The organism is Brucella tritici, from assembly GCF_008932295.1.
GTDB classification, from domain to species: Bacteria; Pseudomonadota; Alphaproteobacteria; order Rhizobiales; family Rhizobiaceae; genus Brucella; species Brucella tritici.
In genome coordinates, this window is sequence record NZ_WBWA01000001.1 from 156,253 (window position 1) to 181,582 (window position 25,330).

Consider the following 25,330-nt stretch of genomic DNA (forward strand, 5'->3'; position numbering starts at 1 on the left):
GAAGGATTACATTAAAAACATTCGTTGGAACAATCAATTCGATTGTTGGATAAAGCCGCCATCGTAAAGGAAAAGGAGCCGCGAAAGCGAATGACCCTGACGATAAGGATCACTTAGCCCCGCCAAATCAAAGGAGAGCGGACATGACAGCGACGAGCAAGATAACGACAGCGCATTTACCGGCAGTGAGCGGACAGACCTCCACGTTCCTGCAGATGGTAAAGACCGTGTTTACGTCGATCATGCGTCGCTGGACGTTTTCCAGTGGTCGACGGCAAGTGCTGAACCTGAGCAGCTTTGACGACCACATGCTGCGCGATATTGGACTTCGTCGTGAGGATATCTACACGGCAGCTCATTATCGCGGCGCGGCCGACCCCACACAGGTTCTGAGTGAACTGGCAGACGCTCGGCTACGGATCAAGGCTACCCGTCTGATCTGCTGAACCAATATCTCTGCGGGACTCGATAGGCTGCCGCCTTTTTCGAACCCGAAGACCCATAATCTGGCAGGCGCCACCTTCACATACCGGGTCCCCTCCCGGTCAGCCTGCCCTTTGCCCGGCCGCTCCTCCGCTGGCCGGGCTTTTTTTTATGCACCTGCTTCAGGGAAGCATTCCTCTACGCGTCAATTTGCGGCGCGCCCACCGCATGAAATCAGCAATTGCTGGATAACGTAAATCGCTTTGAAATTTTTCGAAGAAAAGTGTTGCGTTCGGCGTTTGAGTTCGCTAGATGGAGGCCGTCGCGAACGAGCTGACGCTTTATCGCGCTTGCAGGCCTCCAGATCGAAGGCAGTTGCAAATTCCTGCTGGGGAATAGTTTAAGGGTAGAACAGCGGACTCTGACTCCGCTAGTCTTGGTTCGAATCCAGGTTCCCCAGCCACTTTAAAATCAATGACTTAGCTGTCATTTCCCCTCGTTTTCATGTCGCCTAACACTGAAATTCGATGCAACATAACGTATTGAATTGTAACAGGTCGTACTTGGACTTGCCTGGGACAAGTGGAGAGGCCTTTTCCCATTTAGGCAGGCATTCGTTCGAACTGAGCCGGGCTCAGATAGTCGAGAGAAGAATGACGCCGGATTGGATTGTAGAAGCGCTCACTATAGCGGGCAATAGCTATTTCGGCATCGCGCCTTGTTTGGAATACTGTTCTCCAGACTAGCTCTGATTTCAAGGTCTTGAAGAATGTTTCGACCATAGCATTATCGTAACAGTTTCCCTTACCCGACATGGAAATTATGATGTCGTTGGCACGCAGCACTTTCTGGTAATCCAGTGAGCGATATTGACTTCCGCGATCCGAATGATGGATCAGGTCTTTTGGCGGTCGCCGCATTGTTAGGGCTTTTTCGAGAGCCTGGAGAGCCAATCGGCGATGCAGTCTGTCGCTGACAGCCCAACCAACGACACGGCGAGCAAAGAGGTCGATGACGACAGCGAGGTACAGCCACCCTTCTTTCGTCCAAATATAGGATATGTCGACACCCCATTTCTGATTAGGGCCGGTTGCCGCAAAATCCTGCGCAATGATGCTTGGCGCGACTGGAAAAGCATGATGGCTGTCCGTGGTTTTCTTGAAGCGGCGTTTCTGACGCGCCTGCATTCCATTCTCACGCATCAGCCGGGCAATGATGGCAAAGACGATATGCGGGAATTCCGTCTTCGCCTTGTCGATGAAACGAAACTTCATCGACTTCCCTCCTTGGCGAAAAAACCGTCGCCTTCTTCAGGATATCCCGCTCCTGGCGCAATATCTCATTCTCCCGACGGAGCCGTTTGAGCTCAGCAGCCATATCTTCATTTGCGTCAATCAGTTCAGGAGCATCAATGGTTGTATCCCGATTACGCGAAATCCACCGTGTCAGTGTCGACAGGCCGATGCCAACATCCTCAGCAAGCTCCTTGCCGGTCCGACCGCTCGTCTCGGCAAGAAGAACGGCCTCCCGTTCAGATTCCTTCGTAAAGGGCACTCGCTTCGTCATAAAGGTTTCCTTTCAACTCATCAAAACCTCTCCACTTTTCCGAGGCAGAGCCACCCCAACTTTGTCGGTTTTGATAGAGAGCAGGCTTGGTAATTTTTTCATACCGTTGCCGACGGTATGATCTCCCGCTTTGCGGCATCGCAAGAGCACAGCTTGTCTTTGACGATGACACGCGGTTCTATTCAGGCCGCACTTTCGCGAGGCTCGTCCACACAAGAAAAAGTAAACAAATTTTCCTCAATAAAATCAATATTATATACAGAATATTATAACGTTTTCTGGCTTCTTTCATGTCGCGTTTAGCGGCATCTAACTTCCAGTTCTCCGCTTCAGCATCATAGCCTGTATTAAGAGGCATCAAACGGGACGCGTACCGGTCGAACATTACAAAAAATTCAGGTTCCACTCTTGAACTTGGCAAAACCATACACATTTGAAGAAATGCAGCGCCGGGCCCCTCTGGTCATGGCTACCGCTATGGCGATGTCGGGGCTGCTCCACTTGTTCAAATGGAGATGGTCCGGCGATGGATTCGCTTATTGTAGCCCTTTCGGGCGAATTTCTTGGCACACCTGTATATTTCTGGGCGGCGTTTATCATTGTCGTCGTCGGCTTGCTTGTCTTCGACCTCGGGATTCTGCATCGTGACGAGCACGAGATCGAAGCCAAGGAAAGCCTTCTGCTTTATGGCTTTTATGTCGTGATCGCACTGGCCTTCGGTGGTTGGGTTTGGTGGCAGCGCGGGGCGGAATCCGGGCTGGAATTTTATACCGGCTATCTGATCGAGCAGAGCCTTGCGATGGACAATATGTTTGTTATCGCAACGATCTTCGGCTTTCTTGGCATTCCCCGTCTTTACCAGCACCGTGTCTTGTTCTGGGGTATTCTCGGCGTTATCGCCTTCAGAGCAGTCCTGATCGGGCTCGGTGCCGCACTTGTGCACGAGTTTAACTGGATTCTCTTCCTTTTCGGCGCGTTCCTTGTTTTCACCGGTTTCAAGATGTTCGGCCATCAGGACGAGACGCCCGACATCGAACAGAACGCCATATTCAAATTCCTGCGTCGCCGGTTCAATATCACTCGCGAACTGCATGGCCGCAATTTCACAGTCAAGCAGCCACATCCCAAAACGGGCAAGATGGTCATCTGGCTGACGCCATTGGCGGTCGCACTTATCATGGTGGAAACAGTCGATCTGATCTTCGCGGTCGACTCTGTCCCAGCGGTTTTCGCTGTCACCCAGGACACTTTTATCGTCTACACTTCGAACATCTTTGCCGTTCTGGGTTTGCGCGCGCTCTATTTCGCGCTGGCTGCGGCGATGAACCGGTTCCGCTACCTACAGGTGTCGCTTGCGATCATTCTGGTGTTGATCGGCATCAAGATTTTCCTTGTGCCGCTTGGCGTTCACATCAATACGCTGCTGTCACTTGTCGTAACGCTGACTATCCTCGCAAGCGGTGTACTTTACTCGCTGTATAAAACCCGGAATGAACCGGACATGAGCGTCGAGAATCTCGCCAAGCAGCAACATACAGAGAGTTGATTGAAAGCAGTTTCAACGCCAGAAAGGTCGGCCATATTGTGCCGACCTTTTTTCTGTGACGGCAGTGTAAGCCATCCTTTTGGTGAAGCTGCATCTCAACTCACAGATGATATACTGAGTTCCAAAAGGCAATCATTCGGGAACAAGTCGCGGAAGGCGAAGTTGAACTCCTTATTGCTTGGAGCACTGGTATTCTTCATCCTGATATTAGCGACCATGCTTGGCATGTTCGCTCGAATGCGTTTGCCTGAGCATCACCTCAACTCCGAGTCCAAGGATGTCATCCGGCTTGCCACCGCCGTTGTCGGAACACTTTCCGCCCTTGCTCTCGGACTTCTGATAGCTTCGGCAAAATCCGATTATGACGATGCACAAGCCGAGATGAAAACATCGGCGGCTCGCATTGTCTTGCTGGATCGGATCATGGCGCGCTACGGCCCTGAAACGGAGCATCCACGTGCCGTACTCAAGCAAATCATCCAGAAACGTCTTGATCAAGCGTGGAATGCCGAGCGAGCCGACGAGCTTTCCGATGGAGCTTTGCCGGAGTTCAAGGATATCGAGGATATTCAGGCCAGTCTGCGTGCTTTGAACCCGACGGACGCCGCGCAAAGCTCCCTCCAAGCACGTGCGCTGGAAGTCAGCGGAATGATTGCCGAAGGTCACTGGCAATTGGTGGAAACAACAGATGAGGGGCTGCCTGCCCCATTTCTCATCGTACTGATTTCATGGTTGGCGCTTTTATTCGCAACTTTTGGGCTACAGGCTCCGCTAAACAGTACTGTCATATTGATAATAATCGTATGCTCATTGTCCGTCGCCGGCGCGATTTTCGTGATTTCGGACATGGCGAGTCCTTATGCCGGACTGATCCACATTTCTGAAGCTCCACTTCGCACTGCGCTGGATCGTCTAGGCGCTCCATGACGAATTGCGTGCGCTACAACGCCACGAAATGCTGAGGCGATACCTCGCGATACTCGCGTAAAGGCACCGCGAAATCCGCCGGACGGATGGGACTCTTGAGTTCCCCCGTTTCGCTTGAAAGCTTGGTCCTGCGTCGGTCAGGGTCAGGAACCGGCACAGCCGCCATCAGCTTGCGTGTATAGTCGTGCTGGGGGTTCTCAAACACCGACGACCTCGGCCCGATTTCTACGATCTCGCCCAGATACATCACCGCCACACGATGGCTTACACGCTCAACGACGGCCATATCGTGCGAGATGAACAGGAATGCCAGATCGAGGCTCTGCTGGAGATCCAGCATGAGGTTGATGACCTGTGCCTTGATCGAGACATCGAGCGCGGACACACTTTCATCTGCCACGATGACTTTAGGTTTCAAGGCCAGCGCCCGGGCTATACAAATACGCTGCCTTTGCCCGCCAGAGAATTCATGCGGGTAGCGCTTTGCCATATCCGGCGTCAGGCCAACCTTTTCCAGCATGTCTGCAACAACATCCTTCGCGTCCCGTGTGCTTCCCAGCCGGTGTTCGATGTAAGGTTCCGCAATAGCGACTCCCACCGTCATGCGCGGGTTCAACGATGCATAGGGATCCTGAAAGATCATCTGAACCGTTCTCCGCATCCCGCGCATGGCCTGCTTGTCGAGGGCCAGAATATTTTGGCCCTCAACCAAAACCTCACCGGAATCCGGTTCGGTCAGTCGCATGATGGCGCGTCCAGTCGTCGATTTACCGCACCCGCTCTCGCCAACCAGCGAAAGGGTTTCTCCCTTGCGGAGATCGAAGGACACATTTTCCACGGCATGGACACGCCCGCTCAGGCGAGACATGAAACCTGAGTAAATCTCGAAGCGCTTGGTAAGGCCTTTCACTTCCAACACGGGTACATCGACCTTGTCGACCGTATCCGCCACCTCGACCGGCTTTTCCGAAAGGCCGGTCGCATTGTCTACTATCGGAAACCGCAGAGGACGTTGATAGCCCTGCATTGAACCCAGTACAGGAACTGCCGACAAAAGTGCACGTGTGTAAGGATGTTTGCTCTGCCGGAAGATATCGACTGTCTGCCCTGTCTCAACCTGCTTTCCACGAAACATGACAACTGTACGATCCGATATTTCGGCCACCACGCCCATGTCATGCGTGATGAAAAGAACGGACGTGCCCTCCTCTTCCTGCAACGTCTTGATAAGATCGAGTATCTGGCCCTGAATGGTTACATCCAAAGCCGTCGTCGGTTCGTCGGCGATCAGCAGTTTGGGTCTGGATGCCAGAGCCATCGCGATCATGACACGCTGGCGCATACCGCCTGAAAAGCGATGCGGATATTCATCGAAGCGGGATACTGCGGACGGGATGCGGACCTTTTCAAGCAAGCGGATCGTTTCAGCACGCGCATCTGCCTTTGACATTTGCGAATGGCAGAGCAATGCTTCCGAAATCTGGTCTCCGATTGTGAAGAGCGGATTGAGGCTCGTCATCGGCTCCTGAAAAATCATAGCGATTTCGTTGCCGCGTATCCGGCGCATTTTCTCTTCTGGAAGCGTCAGAAGCTCCCTATCTCCTAACCTGATACTGCCTTCGATGCGGCTCGTATCCTTTTGCAAAAGACGCATGATCGACAGTGAGGTGACACTCTTGCCTGAGCCGGATTCCCCGACGATTGCGACGGTTTCTCCGGGATGGACATCGAAGGAAACGTCATCCACAACCGGTTTCCAGGCACCATCGACCAGAAAAGAGGTGCTCAGCCCTTGAACGGATAGAACAGGTTCGTGTTTTCCAACCGTCGCAATTTTCTCAGACGTCATGATGTTCCTCCGCTTTACTCAGGCTCCGCCAATCAATCCGGCCAACGCAGCAAGCTGTCGAAGCGATGCCTGCTTCGATCCTCAAAGGGAGTGGCGATAATCTCGTTCGATGCCCGGGCTTTGTCGAGTTCCTCCCCAAGACGTTGAGCAACAATGGTCTCCTGCCCTGGATGGAGATTGCAGGGATCGAGATAGAAATAATTGTGTTCCACCTCGTGATCTCGGGTGATGATCGGTGGGTTCCCTCGGGCAAGAACGGTTACCAGATCCCAGGCTGTGATGTGGGCGTCAGTGGCCGATACGATCACTCGCAGGCGGTCGAGCGGGTTGTTGGTCGGATCTGGTTCGATCAGAGCCGTGATGCCGGGACGGCCATCCAGCGTCTTCTTCCACAGTTCCAGATATGTAGTCTCCCTCTCGCGAATTCCGGCATGGTTGCGCTTTTCCCACGCTTCCAGCGCCGCCATAACGCCATAAATGCTCTCTTTACCAACTTTCATGCCGCGCCCGATGCCGAGATTTTGCAGGAACGCATTGCGGACGAGCTCCTTCTTACCTGCAACAATGCCGGAGGTCGGACCGCCCAGAAACTTGTGTCCCGAATAGATTGCGACGTCTGCGCCCTTTTCCAGAAACAGCTTCAAGTCGTATTCAGATGCGGCATCCACGATCACTGGCACGCCCTTGGCATGCGCGATCTCGACAAACTCACTGAGATGCAAAAGGCCATAGTCGACGACGTGGTGCGATACGACATAAACCGCCGCAGCCGTCTTTTCGGTAATCGCATTTTCCATGTGATAGCGATGCATCGATGTTGCCTGTCCGATCAGAACGACCTTGCCACCCGCAAGCCTGATTGCCTGATCGACCGGTGCGCCGTAGCTGACCACGTGACCGGTCTGCACCAGAACTTCGTTCTTTTCCGGTGTAGTGTCCGGTAGCTTTTCAATTGCGAGAAGGTTGTTGCCTGTCATAGCTCCGGCAACAGCAAGCGTAATGCCTGCCGAGCAGGACGCCGTGACGAAACCAGCTTCGCCGCCTGTCAATCGCGCAATCACTTCACTTGCCTTGCGCTGGAGATCATTGACCTCGACGAATTGCGGCAGGATGGCCGCCATCGCCTCTACCGCCTCAGGCACAACGATGGACGCGCCAAGCGATGTCATCGTACCGGAAACATTGATGACCGGTCGAAGCCCGATCTTGCGGCGGATATCATCGGTCATTTCAATTCTCCCATTTCTTTCGCTGTCTCAGGCATAGACGAATATACCATAATAATGTAATAACTTCTCGAATTCACATGGAGCACATGAGTGAGCGCATCATCATCCACCACCCCCGCTGAAACGGCCCCTGCAGACGACACCGAAGCCAAGTCGACACGTCGCTCGCGTGTGAGCGGCATAGATCGCGCGTTGCAGGTGATTGATTATCTTTATGAAACCGGAGCTCCGGCTGGTCCCTATGCGATTGCAAAGGCGATCAAGGCGCCCTTGTCGACGGTCTATGTGACCATCGATGATCTCGTTGAAAAGAATATGCTCGCCCGCAACGCGGATGGCGCAATCTGGCTCGGTGCGCGGCTCTATCACTACGGTCTTGCTTATGCGCGCTCGCTTGATTTCATGAGCGTCGCCACGCACGAGATGCATGATCTTTGCCGCGAAGCGAACGAAGCGGTGCAGCTGTGTGGACGGGACGGAGATCATATGCTCGTTCTGGCCATGGCGGACGGGCCAAGCCCGTTCCAAGTCGCCTCGCGTGTCGGCACAAGAGTGCCCTTGAACTGGACCGCGTCCGGACGTCTGCTGGTCGGTCACCTGGCTGCAAATGAACGCATAGAGCTTTTCAAGCGCTGCGCCCGAACTTCTCCAACCGGTCGAGCCGAAATCGACGCCGCAAGTCTTTCGGAGGCTGCGGCGAAAGCCTTCGATGAGCGGCTCTCGATCCAGATTGCGGAATCCGATTATGCGGTTGCCTGTATTGCTTCCCCGATCTGCGACCGCGATGGACAATGCGTTGCGACAATCTCCATCGTGCTCCCGGAACAGAAAGTGCTTTCCGACGAAGGCCGTTACACCAGTCAGGTGCGCGCGTCGGCAGCGAAGATCGAAAAGCTGATGGGTTGGCGCAATCATTGACGCTGTCCTAGTCGTTCAGGGCGACGATCGCTTCGATTTCAACCGTGATATTGCCCGGCAAGGAACCGAAGCCGACGGCTGAACGCGCATGTTGTCCGGCAGCGCCAAATACTTCGATGAAAAGATCGGAGCAGCCATTGATGACGTTGGGGTGCAGCTCGAAGTCCGGCACGGCATTGACCATCCCCAACAGCTTCACGACACGCTTCACACGGGAAAGATCGCCAAGCGCCTCGTGCATGACGGCCAGCAGATTGATACCCGTCAGTCGGGCATCCTGATAGGCTTGATCCACGCCGATATCGCCACCGACTTTACCCGCACGCAAATGTCCGCTCTCTTCCCGCGGCCCCTGCCCGGAAAGATAAAGGATATTGCCTTCCCGAACATGTGTGACAAAATTCGCGATAGGCGGTGGCGGTGGTGGCAAAGTTATGCCAAGCGAAGCCAGCCGGTCATAGGGGGAATGCTGTACTTCGGTCGTTTGGGGAGAATGAGACACGAATTTTCCTCATCATTTCGTCACGGGACGTTCCCGCAAATTCAATGCTGCGCCGACGGTATCAGCGCCACGAATAGCCATGGCTATGACGAACAAGTTTGCGCGCACGCGGTATATAGCGGCTGGCCGTAATGGCCTCGGCACCGATGACTGCGTAGCGGGGTTCAAAAAGCCTGTTCAGGCGAGACACATCGCCATTGGAATCCGTCGCTTCCAGGTCGGCGTCGACCAGATCAAAGATCGTGAAATCTGCGCGCTGTCCTACCGAAAGCCGGTTTTCCATAGAGAGCTTGATCACCGACGCCGGATTGTGCGTGACAGCTTCGATGACATTTTCGAACGGCATGTTGACCGACAGCAGCTTGGACATGGTTGTCGCCAGATCCCAGACAGGGAAGTTCATCGAATGGCCATGCAGGTCCGTCGAGATTGAGAATGGAAGGAGGCCACGTTCAATTGCCGCTTCAGCGACCTTGAACGAGAAGGACGCCCCGCCATGGCCGATATCCAGCCGGATACCCTCGCCTGCACAGCGTTCCGCGAGGTTGAACAGGTCTTCGTCTTCCATGATGCTGGAGCCGGATTTGCCGTTGAAGCAATGCGTGACCACATCGCCAGGGCCAAGAATTTCAAGAACCTCGTCATAGAGCGCGGGCGGCTCGCCTACATGCACCATCATAGGCACTTTGAGTATCTTGGCGATCTTTTTACCAAGCTTGACTGGCGTAACGCCCCATGACCCGGTTATGACGTGGCTGGCCCGGACCTTGATCCCGACAATATGCTCACTGTTGGCTGCATAGCATTCGAGAATACGGTCGAGATCGATGTCCTTGATGTCTCGCAATTCCGGAACCCGGTTGCACGCGACAAGGCCGATGGAGCCGAGATTCAGGAAGGCTTTGATCCGTTCCTTGGACGGTTCGATGATATACTCCCGGAAACCATGAAAATTGGCTTCTCCCGCCGAACCGGCATCAACGAGCGTTGTCACCCCTCGCTCAGCACCGCACTCCGAAGGACGTATCGAAATATCCGTACCGCCGTGCCAGATATGGACATGCAGATCGACCCAACCCGGCGAAATCCAGGCTCCCTTGCCATCGACACGCTCCACCTCTGCCGGTGCGTTCAACGACTTGCCGATGGCGTTGATGTTGCCGTCTTTTCCGACCAGAATATCGGTCGTCGTATCTGAATGTTCTGCACCGAAAGCTACCGGTTTGACATTGGTGATGAGAAGCGGCTTCGCCTGTTCACCGGAAATCATATTACAAATCCCTTCGCAGTCTTGGATCGAGCATGTCGCGTAGTCCGTCGCCAACCATCTGGAGCGAGAGGACAGAAAGAATGATGGCGAATCCGGGGAAGTAGGTCATCCAGTCGGCTTGGCCGATATATTGGCGTCCTGCGGCAATCATGGTTCCCCAGGTTGGGATCTCGGGGCTTACGCCCAAACCAAGGAAGGAGAGCCCCGCTTCGGCGAGCATTGCGCTCGCAAAGAGGAAAGTGCACTGCACGATGATGGGCGAGATCAGATTTCTCAGCACGTGCCGCGTCATGATGTGGAATGTCGAAATTCCAAGCGATTGAGCCGCTTCGACATAAGGCAATTCACGGATCACCAGCGTTGAGGCGCGCACGATGCGCGCCAGCCTCGGTGCGTAGACGACAGACAGTGCAACGATGACCGTCGCCAGCGATGGGCCAAGCGCAGCGACCAGCGCAATGGCCAACAGAATATCGGGGAACGCCATCATCGCGTCGATCAGGCGAGCGATGGGCGTATCCAGACGCTGGAAAAAGCCTGCGAGCAATCCTAGTGTCACCCCTATGATCGCCGACAGGACGACAACAGCCGCGCCCACCATAAGTGACAACCGTCCGGCATAGATCGTACGAGAAAAGACGTCACGCCCGAACTCATCCGTACCGAACCAGAACATCTCGCTTGGCGGCTTTAGGCGGTTGACGATGGATAGCTTCGACGGTGAATAAGGTGCGATCCAGGGCGCCAGCAGCGCGAGGATAGCAAAGACTGCAAGCACAATAATGCCGGCCGCTACCGTCTTGCGTTTGAACAGCCGACGGATGAACAAAGCCCGTTCCGAAGGGGCTTTTTGCGTGGTCGTAACAAGATCGGCCATCAGTAGCGAACCCTCGGATCTACGAACAGATAGAGCATATCGATGATGAAATTAATCAGGACATAGAGCCCTGCTATGACGAGCAGCGCGCCCTGAATTACCGGATAATCCCGTCGCAGGACCGCAGACACGACAAGATTGCCAACCCCCGGCAGGCCGAATACCGTTTCCGTCACAACGGCTCCGGAGATCAGGACGGCTGCGGTGAGACCGACAACAGTCAGGATCGGGATCAGCGCATTCTTCAATGCGTGCTTCATGATTACACGTCGCTCAATCAAACCCTTTGCACGCGCCGTGCGAATGTAGTCGTCACCGAGAACATCAAGCATCGAGGCACGTGTGAAGCGCAGGATCAGAGCAGAGGAAACCAACCCCAGTGCGATGGCTGGCAGGATCAGATGATACATTCGATCCATAAAGCTCGAACCCGGACCGCCATAGCCGGACACAGGAAACAGGTTCAGCCGGACCGCAAAAAACTGCATGAGGATAAGGCCGAGCCAGAAGCTCGGTATGCTCGCTGCAAGCATGGCAACCGTCGTTGCAGCCTGATCGACAAAGGAACCACGCCGATAAGCTGCATAAACTCCAACCGGCAGAGCAATGATGCAGGCAATCAGAAGCGAAAGAACGGTCAGGAAGAATGTTGGCTCGGCCCGGTCAAGCAATGCCGCACCGACCGGCATGTTGAGAAAGATCGACTGACCGAGATCGCCCTTCAGTAGCTGACCGATGTAGTAAAAGTATTGAATGACCAGCGACTGATCGAGGCCAAGTCGGGCGCGCAGATCGGCAATGTCCTGCGCCGATGCATCCGGTCCAAGCATGACAGCGGCAGGATCACCTGGCGTCACCCGGACAATCACGAATACGATCGTCACGACCAGAAACATGACGACAGCCATGCCGACAAACCGCTGAAGGATGTAGCGCACCATGCGATCAGATTCTCCAGATTGAACACTTCAGCAAATGCCGACCGGACGGACGGCATTTGCATTGCCCGGAAGTTACTTCTTCAGCGAAGCATTCCAGAAGTAAGGCCACGGCGCGGGCTCAACGCCCTCCAGCTTGGTGGACATTGCCGCAACAGCATTGAAGTCGCCGATCTTGATCAGGGGCAGTTCGTCATAAATGGTCTTCTGAACGTCTGCCCACAGCGCAATGCGCTTTTCCGGATTGGATTCAGACGTGAATGCATCGACTACGGTTTTACGCGCTGGCGTGTCCCACCAACCCGGCGAACTGGTCGACAGAGAACCCATCAAAGCAGGCTCGGGCAGGAAAGGGCTGTGCGTTATGTAGATATCCCAGAGCTTGGGATCAGCGCGGCGCTGCGTCAGTGTCGCCCAATCGACAACCTGCAAATCCACGTTGAAACCGGCAAGCTTCAGATATTCTGCAGCCACCTGCGCCATCTTATAATGGAACTCATACTGGCGGCTGGTCAAAATGCGTAACGGCTCGCCATTATAGCCAGCAGCCTTCAATTCTTCGGCTGCAGCTTCCGGCTGGGCCACATTATAATTGCCTTCAACGCCAGCGTCAGTACTCCAGACGAAATTGGACGGATAGAAGGCACCGTCCAATGCGTAGAATTCCGTACTGCCAAACGCAGCCGCAAGCATGTCTTCCATGCTCAATGCGTGGGTTACGGCCTTGCGCACAGGCAGTTTCGACGCCACGCCTTCCTTGGTGTTGAAAACAAAGACAGGGTAGCCGAAGGGCTTGAGAAGCAATGGCTGGGAAGCTGTCGAAGACTTGATCTTGTCAAATGACTCAACCGGAATGGAATCGACATAATCATACTGTCCGGAAACCGCTGCCTCGACGCGAGTGTTGGCGTCCGGGACCGATACGAAGCGGATTTCGTCGAGATATTGATGACGCGCACCGCCATAACCGTCGCTCTCGCCGTCGCGCGACTTGTAACCGTCGAAACGCACGAGTTGAATATACTGATCTGCCTTTCGCTCCTTGAGCATATAGGGACCGGTGCCGATAAACTCGTTCATAGGCTCAGCCTGCTTTTCCGAGGGTATGATGATCGCCGCAGAATTGTTGAAGGCAAGCAAAGAGGTCAATGGCGCATAGGGCTGCTTGAGCGTTATCGTCACTGTGGCCGGATCAGTCGCCGCAATATTTTCGATAAAGGCTGACGCCTGCTTTCCGCGCGAAGCGAGCTTCGTCCAGCGCTCCAACGACGCAACCACGTCTTCCGACATCATGTCGCTACCGTCATGGAACTTGATGCCGGAACGCAGCTTGATCGTATAGGTTTTTCCGTCCGCGCTGATTTCGGGCAGGCTTTCTGCCAGCAATGGCGTCGGCTTCCATTCCTTGTCGAAGGTGTAGAGCGTTTCGAAAATATGCTGCGTCACGATACCCACAAGATCGGCAGTGGATACCATCGGGTCGAGCGTCGGCGGCTCACCGATGGTCGCGACATTGATGACGCCGCCCTTGTCCTGCGCCAGCGAAACACCGGGACTGAAGATCATGGCAGAAGCCAGAAGGAGTGCTAGTTTGATCCGCAAGGCATAACCCCCATTTTTGAATAGTTCCACAATTATGTTATATAAGCTTTTATAACAGAATAACCGAGAACGTGAGGGTGTCAATCCATCAAAGCACATCGCCTGGAAATCTTTCCGTCGATAAAGATGGAATACTCATACTATGTGCGCATTTCAGATTTTATGGGTGGCAGCTCCGAGGCTGTATCGATATGAGTGCGCCATGACACGCAAAGGCCAAGGTTATCTCTTCACACTCCTCGCGGTTACCATTTTTGCAACGCAGGATGGTATCTCGAAGTATCTTGGCACCCATTATTCACCGATCCTCATCACGATGATCCGCTATTGGGTTTTTGCAGCGTTCGTTCTCCTGCTTGCAATCCGCTCCGGCGGCATAGCCAAGGCCGCAGCAACGAAACGTCCTTTTTTGCAGGTTTTCCGCGGTATCCTGCTTGCTGCTGAAATCGTCACGTTCATATTCGCCCTCAGCCGCGCGGGCATGGCAACGACACAATCGATCTTTCAAGGTGCACCGCTATTGGTGACAATGCTCTCCGTACCATTCCTTGGCGAAAAGGTGGGCTGGAGACGTTGGACAGCCATCATCGTGGGGTTGATTGGCGTCTTGCTGATTATCAATCCAGTGAACGCGACATTCGATGCAAGCCTGCTTTTGCCCGTGGCTGCAATGGTCATGTTCGCCATTTACGCGGTTGCGACACGCGCCGTCAGCAAGAGTGACGATGCCATGACGAGTTTCTTCTATACCGGCGTGGCCGGTGCTGTTGCCCTCACATTTGTCGGCAGCTTCTATCTCATGCCGATTGCCAGAAGCGACTGGTTCTGGATGGCAGCGCTTTGTGCCTGTGGCATTGCAAGCCATTACTTTCTTATCCGCGCCTACAACATTCTGGAGGCCGGAGAAGTACAGCCACTCACCTATCTGCAACTCGTTATCGGCGCATGTATCGCAGTCACGGTGTTCCACGAACAATTGACATGGAACATCATCGCCGGTGCGATCATCGTTGTCGGCGCCGGGCTGTTCTCGGTCTTCCGCGAACGACAACTTGGCAAAAGAACGCCGCCCGCGCTCGGATAGGTTCCAATTCTCAATGCTGGATAAGCCGGCAAGTCAAGCTGAACGGCATTGCTCGCTGGCGTGGCTCGCCCGGTTGACAAATTAAACTTGATAATTTAATTCATGTTTTGACCTCTATTGGTCGCGTAGACTTCCAGCCGGCGCTTGACCTACTGAGAGCGCCGGTCTTTTTATGTCTTGTGTGTAAAACAAGCGCGGTCGAGTGAAACAGTCATGATGCAGCCAGCCCCATCGAATATCAGTCATATCGAAACCGATTGCGTGATAGCAGGTGGTGGGCCAGCAGGGCTGATGCTGGGGCTTCTGCTGGCGCGCTCAGGTGTCAACGTGACCGTTATCGAAAAGCACCCAGATTTTCTGCGCGATTTTCGCGGCGATACAATTCACCCGTCCACCCTTCAGATCATGCATGAACTCGACTTGCTGGATGGCCTTCTTGCCTTGCCCCATACCAAAGCGCATCGGCTACATGCGGAAATCGGCGGCAAGGACATCACAATAGCCGATTTTTCGAAAATTCCCGCTCAGTGTCGTTTCATCGCTTTCATGCCGCAATGGGAGTTTTTGGATTATATTGCACGCGAAGCCGCGAAATATTCGAACTTCAGACTCATTATGTCTGCGAGCGTGGTCGACCTGATCGAACGGAATGGGAAGGTCACCGGCCTCCTTGCGACAACATCCGATGAATCGATCAGGATTAATGCCAGACTCGTCGTAGGGGCAGACGGGCGAAACTCCACGGTTCGCACAAAGGCCGGTCTGGAGGTCGAAAGCTTTGGCTCGCCAAGCGAAATTCTCTGGATCAAGCTGTCACACGCCCCCAATGACCCGCCCTATACGATGGGCCACGGCGGTCCTCGGCAGGGTTTCGTCATGATCGATCGCGGCGATTACTGGCAATGCGGTTATGTGCTCCGCAAACAGACCTTTGCTGACGTCAGACAAGGAGGACTCGATGCACTCCGCAAGGCAGTTGCAGAAGTCTCCCCGTTGCCCGCCGACCGAATGGATGAAATACGCACATGGGATGACGTTCATCTCCTGAGTGTCAGCATCGACCGACTCAAAACATGGTGGAAGCCGGGGCTTCTGTGTATCGGCGATGCCGCTCATGCCATGTCGCCAATCGGCGGCTTTGGGGTCAATCTCGCCATTCAGGACGCCGTTGCAGCTGCAAATATTCTGTCCGCACCGCTTCAGGAAAACCAAACTTTAGAACCGCATCTCGCTGCAGTCGAAGCGCGGCGTCGTTTTCCGACAAAGGCAACTCAGAAGCTTCAATTGATGATGCGCAGTGATCGCCGCAAGCGCGAAACGAACAATACCAGGCGCGACGGGCCACCTTCGTTTATGCGCCACCTCGCACGCTGGCCGATTCTTGCACATCTGGCGGGCAGGTTGATCGGGGTCGGCTTCCGCCCGGAACACGTCCGAAACAACTAAGCGGTGAGCTTCAGTCCATATCGTCAAGTTCGTCGTGAATACCAGCAACGATCTCCAGCCGCTGTTGCGCCGATTTGCCTGCATGCGAAGCATAGGTCAAAGCGAGAAGCCGAATGGCACTGCTGACGGCGGTATAAGATGCTCCCAATGCGAAGCTGTCTACATGACAGGGCAGCACGACGCGCGCATAACGCTGGACCTCCGAAACCGATCCCCGGTCCGTAATGGTCACAATATTCAACCGGCTCGTAGCCGCATAACCAAGAATTTGTTTCAACAATGCCCGATGCGGCGGCAGCGTAATCAGCAACAACACATCTTTCGGACCAGTCATGGCAAGGTCTTCAGCCCACGAACCCTGATTGATACCAAGGATCATCACACTGTGACGTAACCTTGAGAACAAGAGCCGCGCATAACGCGCGAACCCTTCCTCGTCGCCTATCCCGACCACCCAGACACGCGGCGCTTCTGCGAGAAGTTCGGCAGCTTCACGCATCTTGTCGGACCGAAGCGCCTCGAATGTTCGGGTTATATTGGCGATCTCCAGATCAAGATGCGCACTGATGGTACGCACCAGCGGCACTTCTTCGTCAACCGTACTTGAATATTCAAAAGGTTCGGTGCGATTGCGCTCCTCACGCGCCTGAAGTTTCACTTCATTGAAATCGGCATAGCCCAGATGCTGAAAGAAACGAGCTGTGGTCGCCTTGGATACGCCAGCCATCTCCGCGATTTCAGTAGCGGAATGTATCAGGATGTCGTCCTCGCGCTCGAGAACGAGCTGCGCGATTTTCTGCTCGCCTGCGGTGAGCTTTGCGTAGCGCTCCTGTATGCGCAGTACCAGACGTGAAGCCATGTGCGTTTATTCCGAATCTCTCTGTGCACTAAAAAAGCTTATCATCGCCTCTTGCAATACTGAAACATTTGTTTCATTGATAATGAAACATTGAAATTCATGGAATCTCCATGGCGTATTCCCGCAGTATACGGCAGCGCATCTGGGATCGGCTGAAAGACGTCGCCCGCCCTGATGCACGCTTCCACTTCAAATTCTCGGAATTCATACCGGACTTTGAAGGTGTAGAGGCAGCTACGGATCGCTTGCTGGCGGTCGAAGGAATTGCGAAAGCCAAACTGGTTTTTGTGACGCCAGATAATTCCATGATCGAGTTGCGCCGTCGCCTGATCATGTCGGGTACACCATTCATCATGCCGACCTACGGCATGCAGCGCGGCTTTCTCCTGCTGGAACCGGGATCCGTTCCCCCGGGGTTGGAGAAAGCCGCGGCCTGGCTTGACGGTATGGAACATTTCGGTCGATCGGTCAGTCTCGAAGACCTGACTCATATCGGCCGTTTTGATGTCATTGCGACTGGCGCATCCGCTGTTTCCATTGATGGAGTCCGCTTTGGCAAAGGCCATGCGTTCTTTGATCTGGAATGGGGCATGTTCACGGATCTGGGTCTTGCTGACGAGCAGTCTCTGATCGCAGCAGCCGTGCATGACGTACAGATCGTGGAAGAGCGCCTCAACGTATCGGAGAACGATATTGCTCTTGATTTCATTGCCACGCCCAGCCGCCTGATTGAGATAACACGTAACCGTCGCAGGCCGCGCGGTATTCGCTGGAACGACGTTTCAGCCGAAGAAATCCAGTCCATCCCGCCGCTGCGTGAACTTGCACGCATGCGCGGCATTGCCTGACAGTTCAGCACCAAAAGGAAAATTCAATGAATATTGCCCTGGATCGCCGCCGTTTTCTAGGACTTATGGGCGCCGCAGCCGCTCTGCCAGCTATGAGCCGTTTTGCCTCAGCGGATGCACCGTTCAACTTTCAGGCCTCCTGGATCAATGACGCAGAATTCAGCGGTTATTTCATTGCAGTCGACAAGGGCTTCTATCGCGAAGAAGGCCTCAACCTGAACTATATCTCCGGTGGGCCCGACGTCATCCCGGAAAGCACGATCATCGCGGGCAAGGCCGACCTGACCCTTACCACTCCTGACACGACGATCAAGGCAATCGTCGAACAGGGGGCGCCTTTCAAGATCATCGGCGCCCAGTATCAGAAGAACCCTATCGGCATTATTTCGCTCGCCAAAAACCCGATCAAGGAGCCAAAGGACCTGATTGGCAAGACGCTGGCTGTGCCGCCGGTCAATGTCATCTCGGTCGAAGCCATGCTGAAGATTTCGGGCATCGAACCTTCTCAGGTCAACATCGTTCCTTACGCCTATGATCCAACGCCGCTCATCAAGGGTGAAATCGACGCTTCGCTCGACTTTACGACCAATGTTCCTTTCACCATCAAGCAGGCAGGCGAAGAGGCCGTTTCCTTCCTGGTCTATGATTTCGGCTTTACGATCTTCAACGATACGGTTGTCGTGACGGAAGAAACACTCAAGGCAAAGCGCAAGGATCTCGTTGCTTTCCTTCGCGCAAGCCGCAAGGGCTGGGATGAAAACCTCAAGGACCCGGCAGCCTACCCGCCAAAATTTGCCGACAGCTGGTTCCAGGGTACGGGCCGGTCGATTGAAAATGAAATCTATTTCAACACCGCCCAGAAGCCGCTGATCGAGTCGCCGAACGGTGTATTCTCCATGAGCGAAGAAGCCATCGAGAACACGATCAAGGCGCTCGGTACGATTGGTATCGCCGCCAAGCGGGATCATTTCGACACTACGCTTCTAGAAGAGATTTGATGCCTGAGATGTCCGGGATCAAACTTGAAAATGTGACGCGCTCTTTTTCGGGGCGCGGCACGAATGTAATTGCATTATCCGATGTCTCGCTCGCATGCCCGACCGGCTCGCTCACTGCACTTATCGGGCCGTCCGGCTGTGGCAAGTCGACCATGTTGCGGCTGGCACTCGGCCTCGACCAACCCGATAGCGGCTCGATTTCGGTCATGGGCAAAAGCCCTGCAGAAGCAGCAAAGGCCGGACTGACCGGTGTGGCTTTTCAGGATGCGGCGCTCATGCCCTGGCGCAGTGTCGAAGACAATATTGCATTGCCGCTGGATGTACTTGGCCAGTCTCGTTCCGCAAAGGCTGAGCGGATTGCCGAATTGATCGCCCTTGTTGGCCTCAAAGGCTTCGAGAAGGCGCTTCCAGGTGAGCTTTCAGGTGGCATGCGCCAGCGTGTGGCAATTGCCCGCTCCCTGGTCACCGATCCGCGCGTTCTGTTTCTCGACGAGCCTTTCGGCGCGCTTGACCAGATATTGCGCCGCCAGATGAACATCGAGCTTCAGCGCATTTGGCTTGAAAGCAAGGCGACCACCCTGCTCGTTACCCATGGCATAGACGAGGCGGTTTTTCTCGCCGACCGGATCGTGGTGATGCACAGTCGCCCCGGACGCATCGCGCAGATCATCAATATTCCGCTGGAACGCCCACGCAGCCCCGAAATATTCAGCACATCGCAGTTCCATGCGCTGGAGGACGCAGTCGCGGAGGCTCTGCATGGCTGACATGAAGCCATCGAACCATTTCTCTACCTTGCGCAACTGGGTCATCCTCATTGCAGCCTGGGAGATATGCGGCCGCTTTTCCCTGATCGCAGGTGGCGCCTTGCCGGCACCTTCGGCAATTCTGGCCCGCCTGTGGATCGACCGAGCCGATTATCCAGCCCACATACTGGCCACGCTTCAGGGCGCAGGTGCTGGCTTTGTCATCGGCAACCTTGTTGCCGTTGCTGCAGGCATTCTGTTCGCTCTCTTTCCGGCTGCCGCGAAACTGGGACGTGGCGTCAACATCGCGATTTTTGCACTGCCTCCAATTGCCATTTCGCCCATTCTGGTGCTGACTTTCTCAGGAATGACGCCGCGTATCACGCTGGCGGCGCTCGGTTGTTATTTCATCACCATGGCCGCTACCGTGACCGGCATCAGCCAGACAGACCGCCGCGTGGTGGATATTGTTCGTGCCTATGGCGGCAGCCGATGGAAAGTGCTGCGTCTGGCGCAATTGCGATCCGCCCTGCCGTCGATCCTTGCCGGTCTGCGAATTGCGGCTCCGAATGCAGTTCTGGGCTCCATTCTGGCCGAATTTGGTGGCGGCGGACGCTTTGGTCTCGGCGCCTATCTGATCGGCTCTCTCGGGAGAGCTGAACCGACCCGGCTCTGGGGTATCGGTTTGTGTGCTACCTTGCTTGCAGGATTGGCCTATGCGCTCTTTTCCATCCTTGCAAAAATGCTGACCGGCAGCACCAAGGCCATCACCGTCCCAGCCAACGCTCCGAACGCTACCCCGCGCAGCTCGCGCGGTTTGAATTTTATTCTCGTCATTTGTTCGATCGCGCTTCCATTCGTCTTGTGGTGGCTACTGCTTGTGGCCATGGGAACACCGGCCATGATTGCCAAAACGCCGGCCGGACTGTTCGACTATCTATTCCTCGCTCCGTCGGCAGCTCCCGCGCAGGCAAAATTGCTGACGGCGCTTTCGCAGACCTTGCCGCTTACCTTTCTGGGTATGGCAGCAGGCATCCTTTTCGCCTTTGCACTCGCTATCGCCTCCGTTGCCAAACCTGCCATCGTGCGCGGCTTCATGCCTGTCGCTCTTGTCACGCAGACGATGCCGCTCGTCGCCCTGACGCCCCTGCTCGTTTTGTTGTTGGGACGCGGACCATCCGTCATCCTCTGGATCACGGTGTCGGTCACATTCTTCCCTGCCTTCGTGACCATGGCGCAGGGTATGTCACTGGTTCCTCGTGCGGCGCTGGACGTGCCCCGCGCCTATGGTGCGAGCATCTGGACACAAATCCGTCTGGTATCCGTACCCGCCTCCCTGCCCTATCTCTTCGCTGCCATTCGCCTTGCCGTACCCCGCGCTTTGCTTGGTGTCATGATTGCCGAATGGCTGGCCACGGGTACGGGGCTCGGAAACCTTCTCAACCAGTCACGCGGATATCTCGACTACGGCATGATCTGGGCCGTTGCGGTGGTGTCCGTCATGCTGTCCGTCTTTTTCTATCAAATCGTAGCCCTCTGCGAGCGCCAGGTGCTCGCACGCCGCGGCATGAGCCCGGCAGACTAAAATGCAAGGAGTCCCCATGGAAATCACCGATCACAAAGCTTCCGTTCGCGAACGTGTGTGGAGCGAGTTGCGCAAGGTTGCTGTCCCGGATAGCCGTTTCCATTTCGACTTTGGTGAGTTCATCGCGGATTTCGAAGGTGGAGAGGATGCGGTAGCCCGTCTGACAAGCCATCACTATTATCAGAATGCAGATTTCATCTTCATCACGCCAGATAATTGTCTCGACCGCCTGCGTCTTCAAGCTTTGAAAGACGGTAAGACCGTTCTGATAACCACATATTCGATCAAGCGCGGCTTCTGGGTTCTCGATCCGAAGTTGATTTCGCCGGACTATTATCTTTATGCCTCGACGCTCGACGGCATGGAGCGTGTAGGACAGCCGGTAACGCTGAAAGATATCTCGGCCATGCCGGTCGTCGACTACATGGTTACCGGCACCGGCGCGATCAATCTCGAAGGGGTCCGTTTTGGCAAAGGACATGGTTTCTTCGATGCCGAATGGGGCATGCTTTACCGTCTGGGCCGCATCACCGCCGCAACGCCAGCAGCGGCGGTCGTGCATGATTGTCAGGTTCTAAGTGAAAAGCTGACGCCGGATGTCTACGATACAGTTGCGGACGTGATTTTCACCCCCACCCGCACAATCGAGGTGAAGGACCCGCACAAGCCAACCTGCGGCATCATCTGGGATCGTCTCGACCCTGTCATGTACGAAACGATCCCTCCGCTTCAGGAACTGAAGGCCATGGGGCTATAGACAACGTCCCTCCGAAAACTCAAAAAGCCGGATGCATTTATCGCGTCCGGCTTTTTCCTTACATGCCAATCACGAGCTTCAGCGCAATTGACCACATCGTGACGGCAATCACGCCTTCCAGAATACGCCACGAAGATGGGCGGGCAAAAATCGGGCGCAGCCAGCGAGCACCAAAGCCAAGCGAAAAGAAGAACACGAAAGACGCCGTGATCGCACCTGCGGCAAACGATGTTTCCAAACCCTGAAACTGCGTGGAGATCGTTCCGAGAAGGACGACAGTATCCAGATAGACATGCGGATTGAGCCATGTCAGCGCCAGACAGGTTGCAAGTGTCTTGGTGAGACTCACAGACGCCCCGTTTGCAGTGGCCAGAACAGCCGACGAGGTAAAAGCGGAATAGAGGCTGCGCGCACCATACCAGATCAGAAAAGCCGCACCGCCATATCGCATAATGGGATCAAGCGCAGGCATGATAGCAGCGATCTTCTGGAAGCTTGTGACGCCGATCAGGATCAGGATGGCATCCGATACGGCACAAGCAAGGCTTACGGCAAACACGTGCTCATCGCGCAGTCCTTGCCGCAAGACAAAGGCGTTCTGTGCACCGATGGCAACAATGAGAGTGAGGCCCATGGTAAGGCCGGTTACATAGACTGAAGGATTCATAAATGGTCGCCATCTGGGGTCAGTTGGCACTTGGATACCGGAAGTTAGAGAGTTAGAATAGTTAAACTTGATAACTTCAATTTAGGAATTCTAATGATCGACTATTCCGCCTTAAGAGCAGTGGCGATGGTAGTTCAGACAGGCAGTTTTGAGAAGGCCGCACGGGCATTGAACGTGACCCCGTCAGCGATCTCACAACGTGTCAAACATCTCGAGGAGCGGCTTGGTGCCGTGCTCATTGAACGAGGTTCTCCTTGCATGGCCACAGAGAAAGGCGACTGGCTATGCCGGCATATCGAGCAGGTGGGCATGCTTGAGCGCGAACTTCTGGCGGAATTGCCTGGATTGTCCGGCAGTGAGAATACTGCACAGCGCGTAACGCTTCATATAGCGACCAATGCCGATAGTCTCGGCACGTGGTTTCTGAAAGCGATTTCGCATTTCAGCACGTCATCGGAGTATCTCTTCAACATTGCGGTAGACGATCAGGATCACACTGCCGAATGGCTGCGGCGCGGACGCGTCGTTGCTGCCGTAACCTCCCTGTCCAAACCGGTTCAGGGCTGCCGTCTGACGCCGCTTGGTATTCTCCAATATCGCGCCACGGCATCACCAGATTTCGTCGCTCGCCACTTTCCAGGTGGAATAACCCGCGATGCTATCGCCAGGGCCCCGGCTCTGACATTCAACCAGAAGGACAGATTGCAGGATCAGTGGGTGCGCGCTGCCCTCAGAGCCGACATAGCATGCCCGACACATTGGCTTCCCTCGACACAGGCTTTTGTCGATGCAAGCCTATCAGGCATGGGGTGGGGGATGAACCCGATGCAGTTGGTGGGTGACCATTTGCAATCAGGCAGGCTCATCGAATTGATCCCGGACACACCGTTGGATATTCCTTTATTCTGGCAGGTCAACCGCCTTGCGGCTGACAGGCTTGCAAGCCTGACACAGGCGGTTTTGACAACGGCACGACAGGAGCTTGCACCCATCTCAAACAAATGAGGCAAGCCACCACTTCCAAAAATTAGATTAAAACAATGGGATAGAGAAGGATTTTCTTCACTGATCCCGTCAATCACCATCTGTTTTCTTGAACGTGAACAGCGATTGAGCGATGCATGATGAATGAAGCTCCTGTTCCTCATCGCGGCGCTGATCGCCCTTGTCTTCCTCGGCTGCTATTTGCAGATGTTTTTTGCCGTGCCATAAAAGCGGCACCCCTGATCCGCCCGCCTAAAGCCGAGGAGCTCGGAGCACTCAATAAAGCTGAGCCTTACAAGAAAAAAGGCAGGATCAATGATCCTGCCCTGTTTGTGCAACGCCTGCCGCCTCTTCGCAGACCCTGACATGCTCTGCCAGTGCCTCGAGTTGCAAGAAAGCGCTTATGGTACAGATATCCCGCTTCTGAAACTTTGGAAGTTCCTGAAGCTCCTTCAATCTGGTGAGAAGTGCACCGCGGTTCATGGTTTTTCCCTCCATCTTTTTCGGCTATCCGCAAATTTGGTACTAATCAGGCTGCCCGCACCTTCGCTTTCGTCTTCAACGGAAGTTCGATATCGACTTCGAGCGTCGACATCTGATCGCCCCGATCCATTTTCACGCTAACCTTGTCGCGATCAATCTGGATATGTTTGGCGATAACGGCGAGAATTTCCTCTCGCAATACCGCAACAAGATCAGAATGTTCGTGTGACGCCCTTTCATGGGCAAGCAGAACCTGCAACCGTTCGCGCGCTTGCGGCGCGGAAGCAGGCTTACTGAAGAAACGAAACAGGCTCATGCCGCTCTCCTTCCGAAAAGTTTACCCAGAAGGCCGCGCTTTTCGGATGGAACAGTCATCGGCACTTCTTCACCGGCGAGGCGGCGGGCTGCGTCGAGATAAGCCAATGCAGGCGCACTGCGCTGATCGGCAAGCGTTACGGGCGAACCAATATTGGATGCCCGCAGAACATCCTGGCTTTCCGGAATAATACCCAGAAGCGGGATGGACAGAATTTCGAGAACGTCATCGACCTTCAGCATGTCGCCGCGCTCGGCGCGCACCGGGTCATAGCGGGTCAGCAGAAGATGCTTTTCCACGCGTTCGCCACGCTCGGCCTTGAGTGTCTTGGCATCCAGCAGACCGATGATACGGTCGGAATCGCGCACGGACGACACTTCAGGATTCGTGACGACCACAGCCATATCCGCATGACGCATGGCGAGCGTGGCACCGCGTTCGATCCCGGCAGGGCTGTCGCAAATGATCCAGTCGAACTCTTTCTTGAGATCTTCCATGACGCGGTCAACGCCATCGGTGGTCAGGTTATCCTTGTCGCGCGTCTGGGAGGCAGGCAGCAAATACAGTGTCTCAAGGCGCTTGTCGCGGATCAAAGCCTGCGGAAGCTTTGCGTCACCCTGAATGACATTGACGAGATCGAATACGACGCGGCGTTCTGCGCCCATGACGAGGTCGAGGTTACGCAGACCGACATCGAAATCGATAACGACGGTCTTTTCACCGCGTTGTGCCAGCGCAGCGCCGATTGCAGCGGTTGATGTCGTTTTGCCAACGCCACCCTTACCGGAAGTTACAACAATCACTTTTGCCATATTTGTCTCCTGTATCTCCCGCGCGCCTCCAGAGCATTCGTTACCCGGGATATGAAGTGCTCTGCTTTTCTTTTACGACACCCAAAAGTGCCTTAAAT

The 25,330-nt window shown here is 54.7% G+C and carries 24 protein-coding genes, 1 tRNA gene and 1 pseudogene; 14 read left to right on the forward strand and 12 right to left on the reverse strand.

Annotated features, from left to right (window positions below):
- The first annotated feature begins 143 nt into the window (after window positions 1-143).
- Window positions 144-446: a DUF1127 domain-containing protein gene (locus F9K91_RS00715; protein WP_151676927.1), complete on the forward strand. Its 303-nt coding sequence runs from the start codon at window positions 144-146 to the stop codon at window positions 444-446.
- A gap of 366 nt (window positions 447-812) precedes the next feature.
- A tRNA-Gln gene (locus tag F9K91_RS00720) sits at window positions 813-886 on the forward strand.
- 139 nt (window positions 887-1,025) lie between these two features.
- Here the strand turns inward: F9K91_RS00720 and F9K91_RS00725 are convergent.
- Window positions 1,026-1,989, reverse strand: a pseudogene (locus tag F9K91_RS00725) (IS3 family transposase).
- A gap of 526 nt (window positions 1,990-2,515) precedes the next feature.
- Between F9K91_RS00725 and F9K91_RS00730 the strand changes: the two are divergent.
- Together F9K91_RS00730 and F9K91_RS00735 are read left to right on the forward strand one after the other, a co-directional pair.
- Window positions 2,516-3,535: a TerC family protein gene (locus tag F9K91_RS00730; protein ID WP_151676928.1), complete on the forward strand. Its 1,020-nt coding sequence runs from the start codon at window positions 2,516-2,518 to the stop codon at window positions 3,533-3,535.
- 162 nt (window positions 3,536-3,697) lie between these two features.
- Window positions 3,698-4,462 (forward strand): bestrophin-like domain, encoded by a 765-nt coding sequence (locus tag F9K91_RS00735; RefSeq protein ID WP_151677056.1) that lies wholly within the window; start codon window positions 3,698-3,700, stop codon window positions 4,460-4,462.
- 13 nt (window positions 4,463-4,475) lie between these two features.
- Here the strand turns inward: F9K91_RS00735 and F9K91_RS00740 are convergent, their stop codons facing one another.
- Both F9K91_RS00740 and F9K91_RS00745 read right to left on the reverse strand, forming a co-directional pair.
- Complete coding sequence (locus tag F9K91_RS00740; RefSeq protein ID WP_151676929.1) at window positions 4,476-6,311, reverse strand: ABC transporter ATP-binding protein; 1,836 nt, start codon at window positions 6,309-6,311, stop codon at window positions 4,476-4,478.
- A 32-nt stretch (window positions 6,312-6,343) separates the two neighbouring features.
- On the reverse strand, window positions 6,344-7,540 hold the full coding sequence (locus F9K91_RS00745; protein ID WP_151676930.1) for an aminotransferase class V-fold PLP-dependent enzyme: 1,197 nt from the start codon (window positions 7,538-7,540) through the stop codon (window positions 6,344-6,346).
- 90 nt (window positions 7,541-7,630) lie between these two features.
- Between F9K91_RS00745 and F9K91_RS00750 the strand changes: the two genes are divergently transcribed.
- Window positions 7,631-8,458, forward strand: a complete 828-nt coding sequence (locus tag F9K91_RS00750) for an IclR family transcriptional regulator (protein ID WP_151555063.1) — start codon at window positions 7,631-7,633, stop codon at window positions 8,456-8,458.
- A 7-nt stretch (window positions 8,459-8,465) separates the two neighbouring features.
- Here the strand turns inward: F9K91_RS00750 and F9K91_RS00755 are convergent, their stop codons facing one another.
- From F9K91_RS00755 to F9K91_RS00775, 5 genes are all read right to left on the reverse strand, one after another.
- Entirely contained in the window at window positions 8,466-8,960 is a 495-nt protein-coding gene (locus tag F9K91_RS00755) for a RidA family protein (RefSeq protein ID WP_036577528.1), read from the reverse strand.
- A 61-nt stretch (window positions 8,961-9,021) separates the two neighbouring features.
- Window positions 9,022-10,230: an amidohydrolase/deacetylase family metallohydrolase gene (locus tag F9K91_RS00760; protein ID WP_151555062.1), complete on the reverse strand. Its 1,209-nt coding sequence runs from the start codon at window positions 10,228-10,230 to the stop codon at window positions 9,022-9,024.
- Window position 10,231: 1 nt separating this feature from the next.
- The gene (locus F9K91_RS00765) at window positions 10,232-11,107 is read right to left on the reverse strand and encodes an ABC transporter permease (protein ID WP_010660950.1); all 876 of its coding nucleotides are present in this window, start codon (window positions 11,105-11,107) and stop codon (window positions 10,232-10,234) included.
- Complete coding sequence (locus F9K91_RS00770; protein WP_167522138.1) at window positions 11,107-12,048, reverse strand: ABC transporter permease; 942 nt, start codon at window positions 12,046-12,048, stop codon at window positions 11,107-11,109. Before F9K91_RS00770 ends, F9K91_RS00765 begins: the two co-directional genes overlap by 1 nt.
- A 72-nt stretch (window positions 12,049-12,120) precedes the next feature.
- Window positions 12,121-13,611, reverse strand: coding sequence for an ABC transporter substrate-binding protein (locus F9K91_RS00775; protein ID WP_412842131.1), 1,491 nt, complete (start codon window positions 13,609-13,611; stop codon window positions 12,121-12,123).
- 238 nt (window positions 13,612-13,849) lie between these two features.
- Between F9K91_RS00775 and F9K91_RS00780 the strand changes: the two genes are divergently transcribed.
- Together F9K91_RS00780 and F9K91_RS00785 are read left to right on the forward strand one after the other, a co-directional pair.
- Window positions 13,850-14,731, forward strand: coding sequence for a DMT family transporter (locus tag F9K91_RS00780; protein WP_151555060.1), 882 nt, complete (start codon window positions 13,850-13,852; stop codon window positions 14,729-14,731).
- A 213-nt stretch (window positions 14,732-14,944) separates the two neighbouring features.
- The gene (locus tag F9K91_RS00785; RefSeq protein WP_151676932.1) at window positions 14,945-16,177 is read left to right on the forward strand and encodes an FAD-dependent oxidoreductase; all 1,233 of its coding nucleotides are present in this window, start codon (window positions 14,945-14,947) and stop codon (window positions 16,175-16,177) included.
- 10 nt (window positions 16,178-16,187) lie between these two features.
- Here F9K91_RS00785 and F9K91_RS00790 read toward each other — a convergent pair whose 3' ends face one another.
- On the reverse strand, window positions 16,188-17,036 hold the full coding sequence (locus F9K91_RS00790) for a MurR/RpiR family transcriptional regulator (RefSeq protein ID WP_151676933.1): 849 nt from the start codon (window positions 17,034-17,036) through the stop codon (window positions 16,188-16,190).
- A gap of 110 nt (window positions 17,037-17,146) precedes the next feature.
- Between F9K91_RS00790 and F9K91_RS00795 the strand changes: the two genes are divergently transcribed.
- Genes F9K91_RS00795 through F9K91_RS00815 form a run of 5 tightly spaced genes read left to right on the forward strand, consistent with a single transcriptional unit; the run spans window position 17,147 to window position 21,970 of the window.
- Window positions 17,147-17,884 (forward strand): 5-formyltetrahydrofolate cyclo-ligase, encoded by a 738-nt coding sequence (locus F9K91_RS00795; RefSeq protein ID WP_061346653.1) that lies wholly within the window; start codon window positions 17,147-17,149, stop codon window positions 17,882-17,884.
- Window positions 17,885-17,910: 26 nt separating this feature from the next.
- The gene (locus F9K91_RS00800) at window positions 17,911-18,882 is read left to right on the forward strand and encodes an ABC transporter substrate-binding protein (protein ID WP_151676934.1); all 972 of its coding nucleotides are present in this window, start codon (window positions 17,911-17,913) and stop codon (window positions 18,880-18,882) included.
- The gene (locus tag F9K91_RS00805) at window positions 18,882-19,649 is read left to right on the forward strand and encodes an ABC transporter ATP-binding protein (protein ID WP_151676935.1); all 768 of its coding nucleotides are present in this window, start codon (window positions 18,882-18,884) and stop codon (window positions 19,647-19,649) included. The genes F9K91_RS00800 and F9K91_RS00805 overlap by 1 nt, the downstream gene beginning before the upstream one ends.
- A complete protein-coding gene (locus F9K91_RS00810) occupies window positions 19,642-21,213 on the forward strand; it encodes an ABC transporter permease (RefSeq protein ID WP_151676936.1) in 1,572 nt (523 codons plus the stop codon). The genes F9K91_RS00805 and F9K91_RS00810 overlap by 8 nt, the downstream gene beginning before the upstream one ends.
- Before the next feature lie 16 nt (window positions 21,214-21,229).
- Complete coding sequence (locus tag F9K91_RS00815) at window positions 21,230-21,970, forward strand: 5-formyltetrahydrofolate cyclo-ligase (protein WP_010660940.1); 741 nt, start codon at window positions 21,230-21,232, stop codon at window positions 21,968-21,970.
- A 58-nt stretch (window positions 21,971-22,028) separates the two neighbouring features.
- Here F9K91_RS00815 and F9K91_RS00820 read toward each other — a convergent pair whose 3' ends face one another.
- Window positions 22,029-22,637, reverse strand: coding sequence for a LysE/ArgO family amino acid transporter (locus tag F9K91_RS00820; protein ID WP_151676937.1), 609 nt, complete (start codon window positions 22,635-22,637; stop codon window positions 22,029-22,031).
- Between the two features lie 93 nt (window positions 22,638-22,730).
- On the opposite strand from F9K91_RS00820, the gene F9K91_RS00825 reads away from it, so the two are divergent.
- Both F9K91_RS00825 and F9K91_RS25840 read left to right on the forward strand, forming a co-directional pair.
- Window positions 22,731-23,642 (forward strand): LysR family transcriptional regulator ArgP, encoded by a 912-nt coding sequence (locus F9K91_RS00825; RefSeq protein WP_109986785.1) that lies wholly within the window; start codon window positions 22,731-22,733, stop codon window positions 23,640-23,642.
- Window positions 23,643-23,758: 116 nt separating this feature from the next.
- Window positions 23,759-23,986: a hypothetical protein gene (locus tag F9K91_RS25840; RefSeq protein WP_167522133.1), complete on the forward strand. Its 228-nt coding sequence runs from the start codon at window positions 23,759-23,761 to the stop codon at window positions 23,984-23,986.
- Between the two features lie 164 nt (window positions 23,987-24,150).
- Here the strand turns inward: F9K91_RS25840 and minE are convergent, their stop codons facing one another.
- Entirely contained in the window at window positions 24,151-24,420 is a 270-nt protein-coding gene (minE, locus tag F9K91_RS00830) for a cell division topological specificity factor MinE (RefSeq protein WP_006468449.1), read from the reverse strand.
- On the reverse strand, window positions 24,417-25,232 hold the full coding sequence (minD, locus tag F9K91_RS00835) for a septum site-determining protein MinD (protein ID WP_010660936.1): 816 nt from the start codon (window positions 25,230-25,232) through the stop codon (window positions 24,417-24,419). The genes minE and minD overlap by 4 nt, the downstream gene beginning before the upstream one ends.
- Between the last annotated feature and the right edge of the window lie 98 nt (window positions 25,233-25,330).

What these genes read in the sequence shown, in the direction of transcription:
- F9K91_RS00715 (WP_151676927.1), top strand. Translation starts at nt 144, where the DNA reads ATGACAGCGACGAGCAAGATAACGACAGCGCATTTACCGGCAGTGAGC.
- F9K91_RS00730 (WP_151676928.1), top strand. Translation starts at nt 2,516, where the DNA reads ATGGATTCGCTTATTGTAGCCCTTTCGGGCGAATTTCTTGGCACACCT.
- F9K91_RS00740 (WP_151676929.1), bottom strand. Translation starts at nt 6,311, where the DNA reads ATGACGTCTGAGAAAATTGCGACGGTTGGAAAACACGAACCTGTTCTA.
- F9K91_RS00745 (WP_151676930.1), bottom strand. Translation starts at nt 7,540, where the DNA reads ATGACCGATGATATCCGCCGCAAGATCGGGCTTCGACCGGTCATCAAT.
- F9K91_RS00760 (WP_151555062.1), bottom strand. Translation starts at nt 10,230, where the DNA reads ATGATTTCCGGTGAACAGGCGAAGCCGCTTCTCATCACCAATGTCAAA.
- F9K91_RS00765 (WP_010660950.1), bottom strand. Translation starts at nt 11,107, where the DNA reads ATGGCCGATCTTGTTACGACCACGCAAAAAGCCCCTTCGGAACGGGCT.
- F9K91_RS00770 (WP_167522138.1), bottom strand. Translation starts at nt 12,048, where the DNA reads ATGGTGCGCTACATCCTTCAGCGGTTTGTCGGCATGGCTGTCGTCATG.
- F9K91_RS00775 (WP_412842131.1), bottom strand. Translation starts at nt 13,611, where the DNA reads ATGATCTTCAGTCCCGGTGTTTCGCTGGCGCAGGACAAGGGCGGCGTC.
- F9K91_RS00780 (WP_151555060.1), top strand. Translation starts at nt 13,850, where the DNA reads ATGACACGCAAAGGCCAAGGTTATCTCTTCACACTCCTCGCGGTTACC.
- F9K91_RS00785 (WP_151676932.1), top strand. Translation starts at nt 14,945, where the DNA reads ATGATGCAGCCAGCCCCATCGAATATCAGTCATATCGAAACCGATTGC.
- F9K91_RS00790 (WP_151676933.1), bottom strand. Translation starts at nt 17,036, where the DNA reads ATGGCTTCACGTCTGGTACTGCGCATACAGGAGCGCTACGCAAAGCTC.
- F9K91_RS00795 (WP_061346653.1), top strand. Translation starts at nt 17,147, where the DNA reads ATGGCGTATTCCCGCAGTATACGGCAGCGCATCTGGGATCGGCTGAAA.
- F9K91_RS00800 (WP_151676934.1), top strand. Translation starts at nt 17,911, where the DNA reads ATGAATATTGCCCTGGATCGCCGCCGTTTTCTAGGACTTATGGGCGCC.
- F9K91_RS00805 (WP_151676935.1), top strand. Translation starts at nt 18,882, where the DNA reads ATGCCTGAGATGTCCGGGATCAAACTTGAAAATGTGACGCGCTCTTTT.
- F9K91_RS00810 (WP_151676936.1), top strand. Translation starts at nt 19,642, where the DNA reads ATGGCTGACATGAAGCCATCGAACCATTTCTCTACCTTGCGCAACTGG.
- F9K91_RS00815 (WP_010660940.1), top strand. Translation starts at nt 21,230, where the DNA reads ATGGAAATCACCGATCACAAAGCTTCCGTTCGCGAACGTGTGTGGAGC.
- F9K91_RS00820 (WP_151676937.1), bottom strand. Translation starts at nt 22,637, where the DNA reads ATGAATCCTTCAGTCTATGTAACCGGCCTTACCATGGGCCTCACTCTC.
- F9K91_RS00825 (WP_109986785.1), top strand. Translation starts at nt 22,731, where the DNA reads ATGATCGACTATTCCGCCTTAAGAGCAGTGGCGATGGTAGTTCAGACA.
- F9K91_RS25840 (WP_167522133.1), top strand. Translation starts at nt 23,759, where the DNA reads ATGATGAATGAAGCTCCTGTTCCTCATCGCGGCGCTGATCGCCCTTGT.
- minE (WP_006468449.1), bottom strand. Translation starts at nt 24,420, where the DNA reads ATGAGCCTGTTTCGTTTCTTCAGTAAGCCTGCTTCCGCGCCGCAAGCG.
- minD (WP_010660936.1), bottom strand. Translation starts at nt 25,232, where the DNA reads ATGGCAAAAGTGATTGTTGTAACTTCCGGTAAGGGTGGCGTTGGCAAA.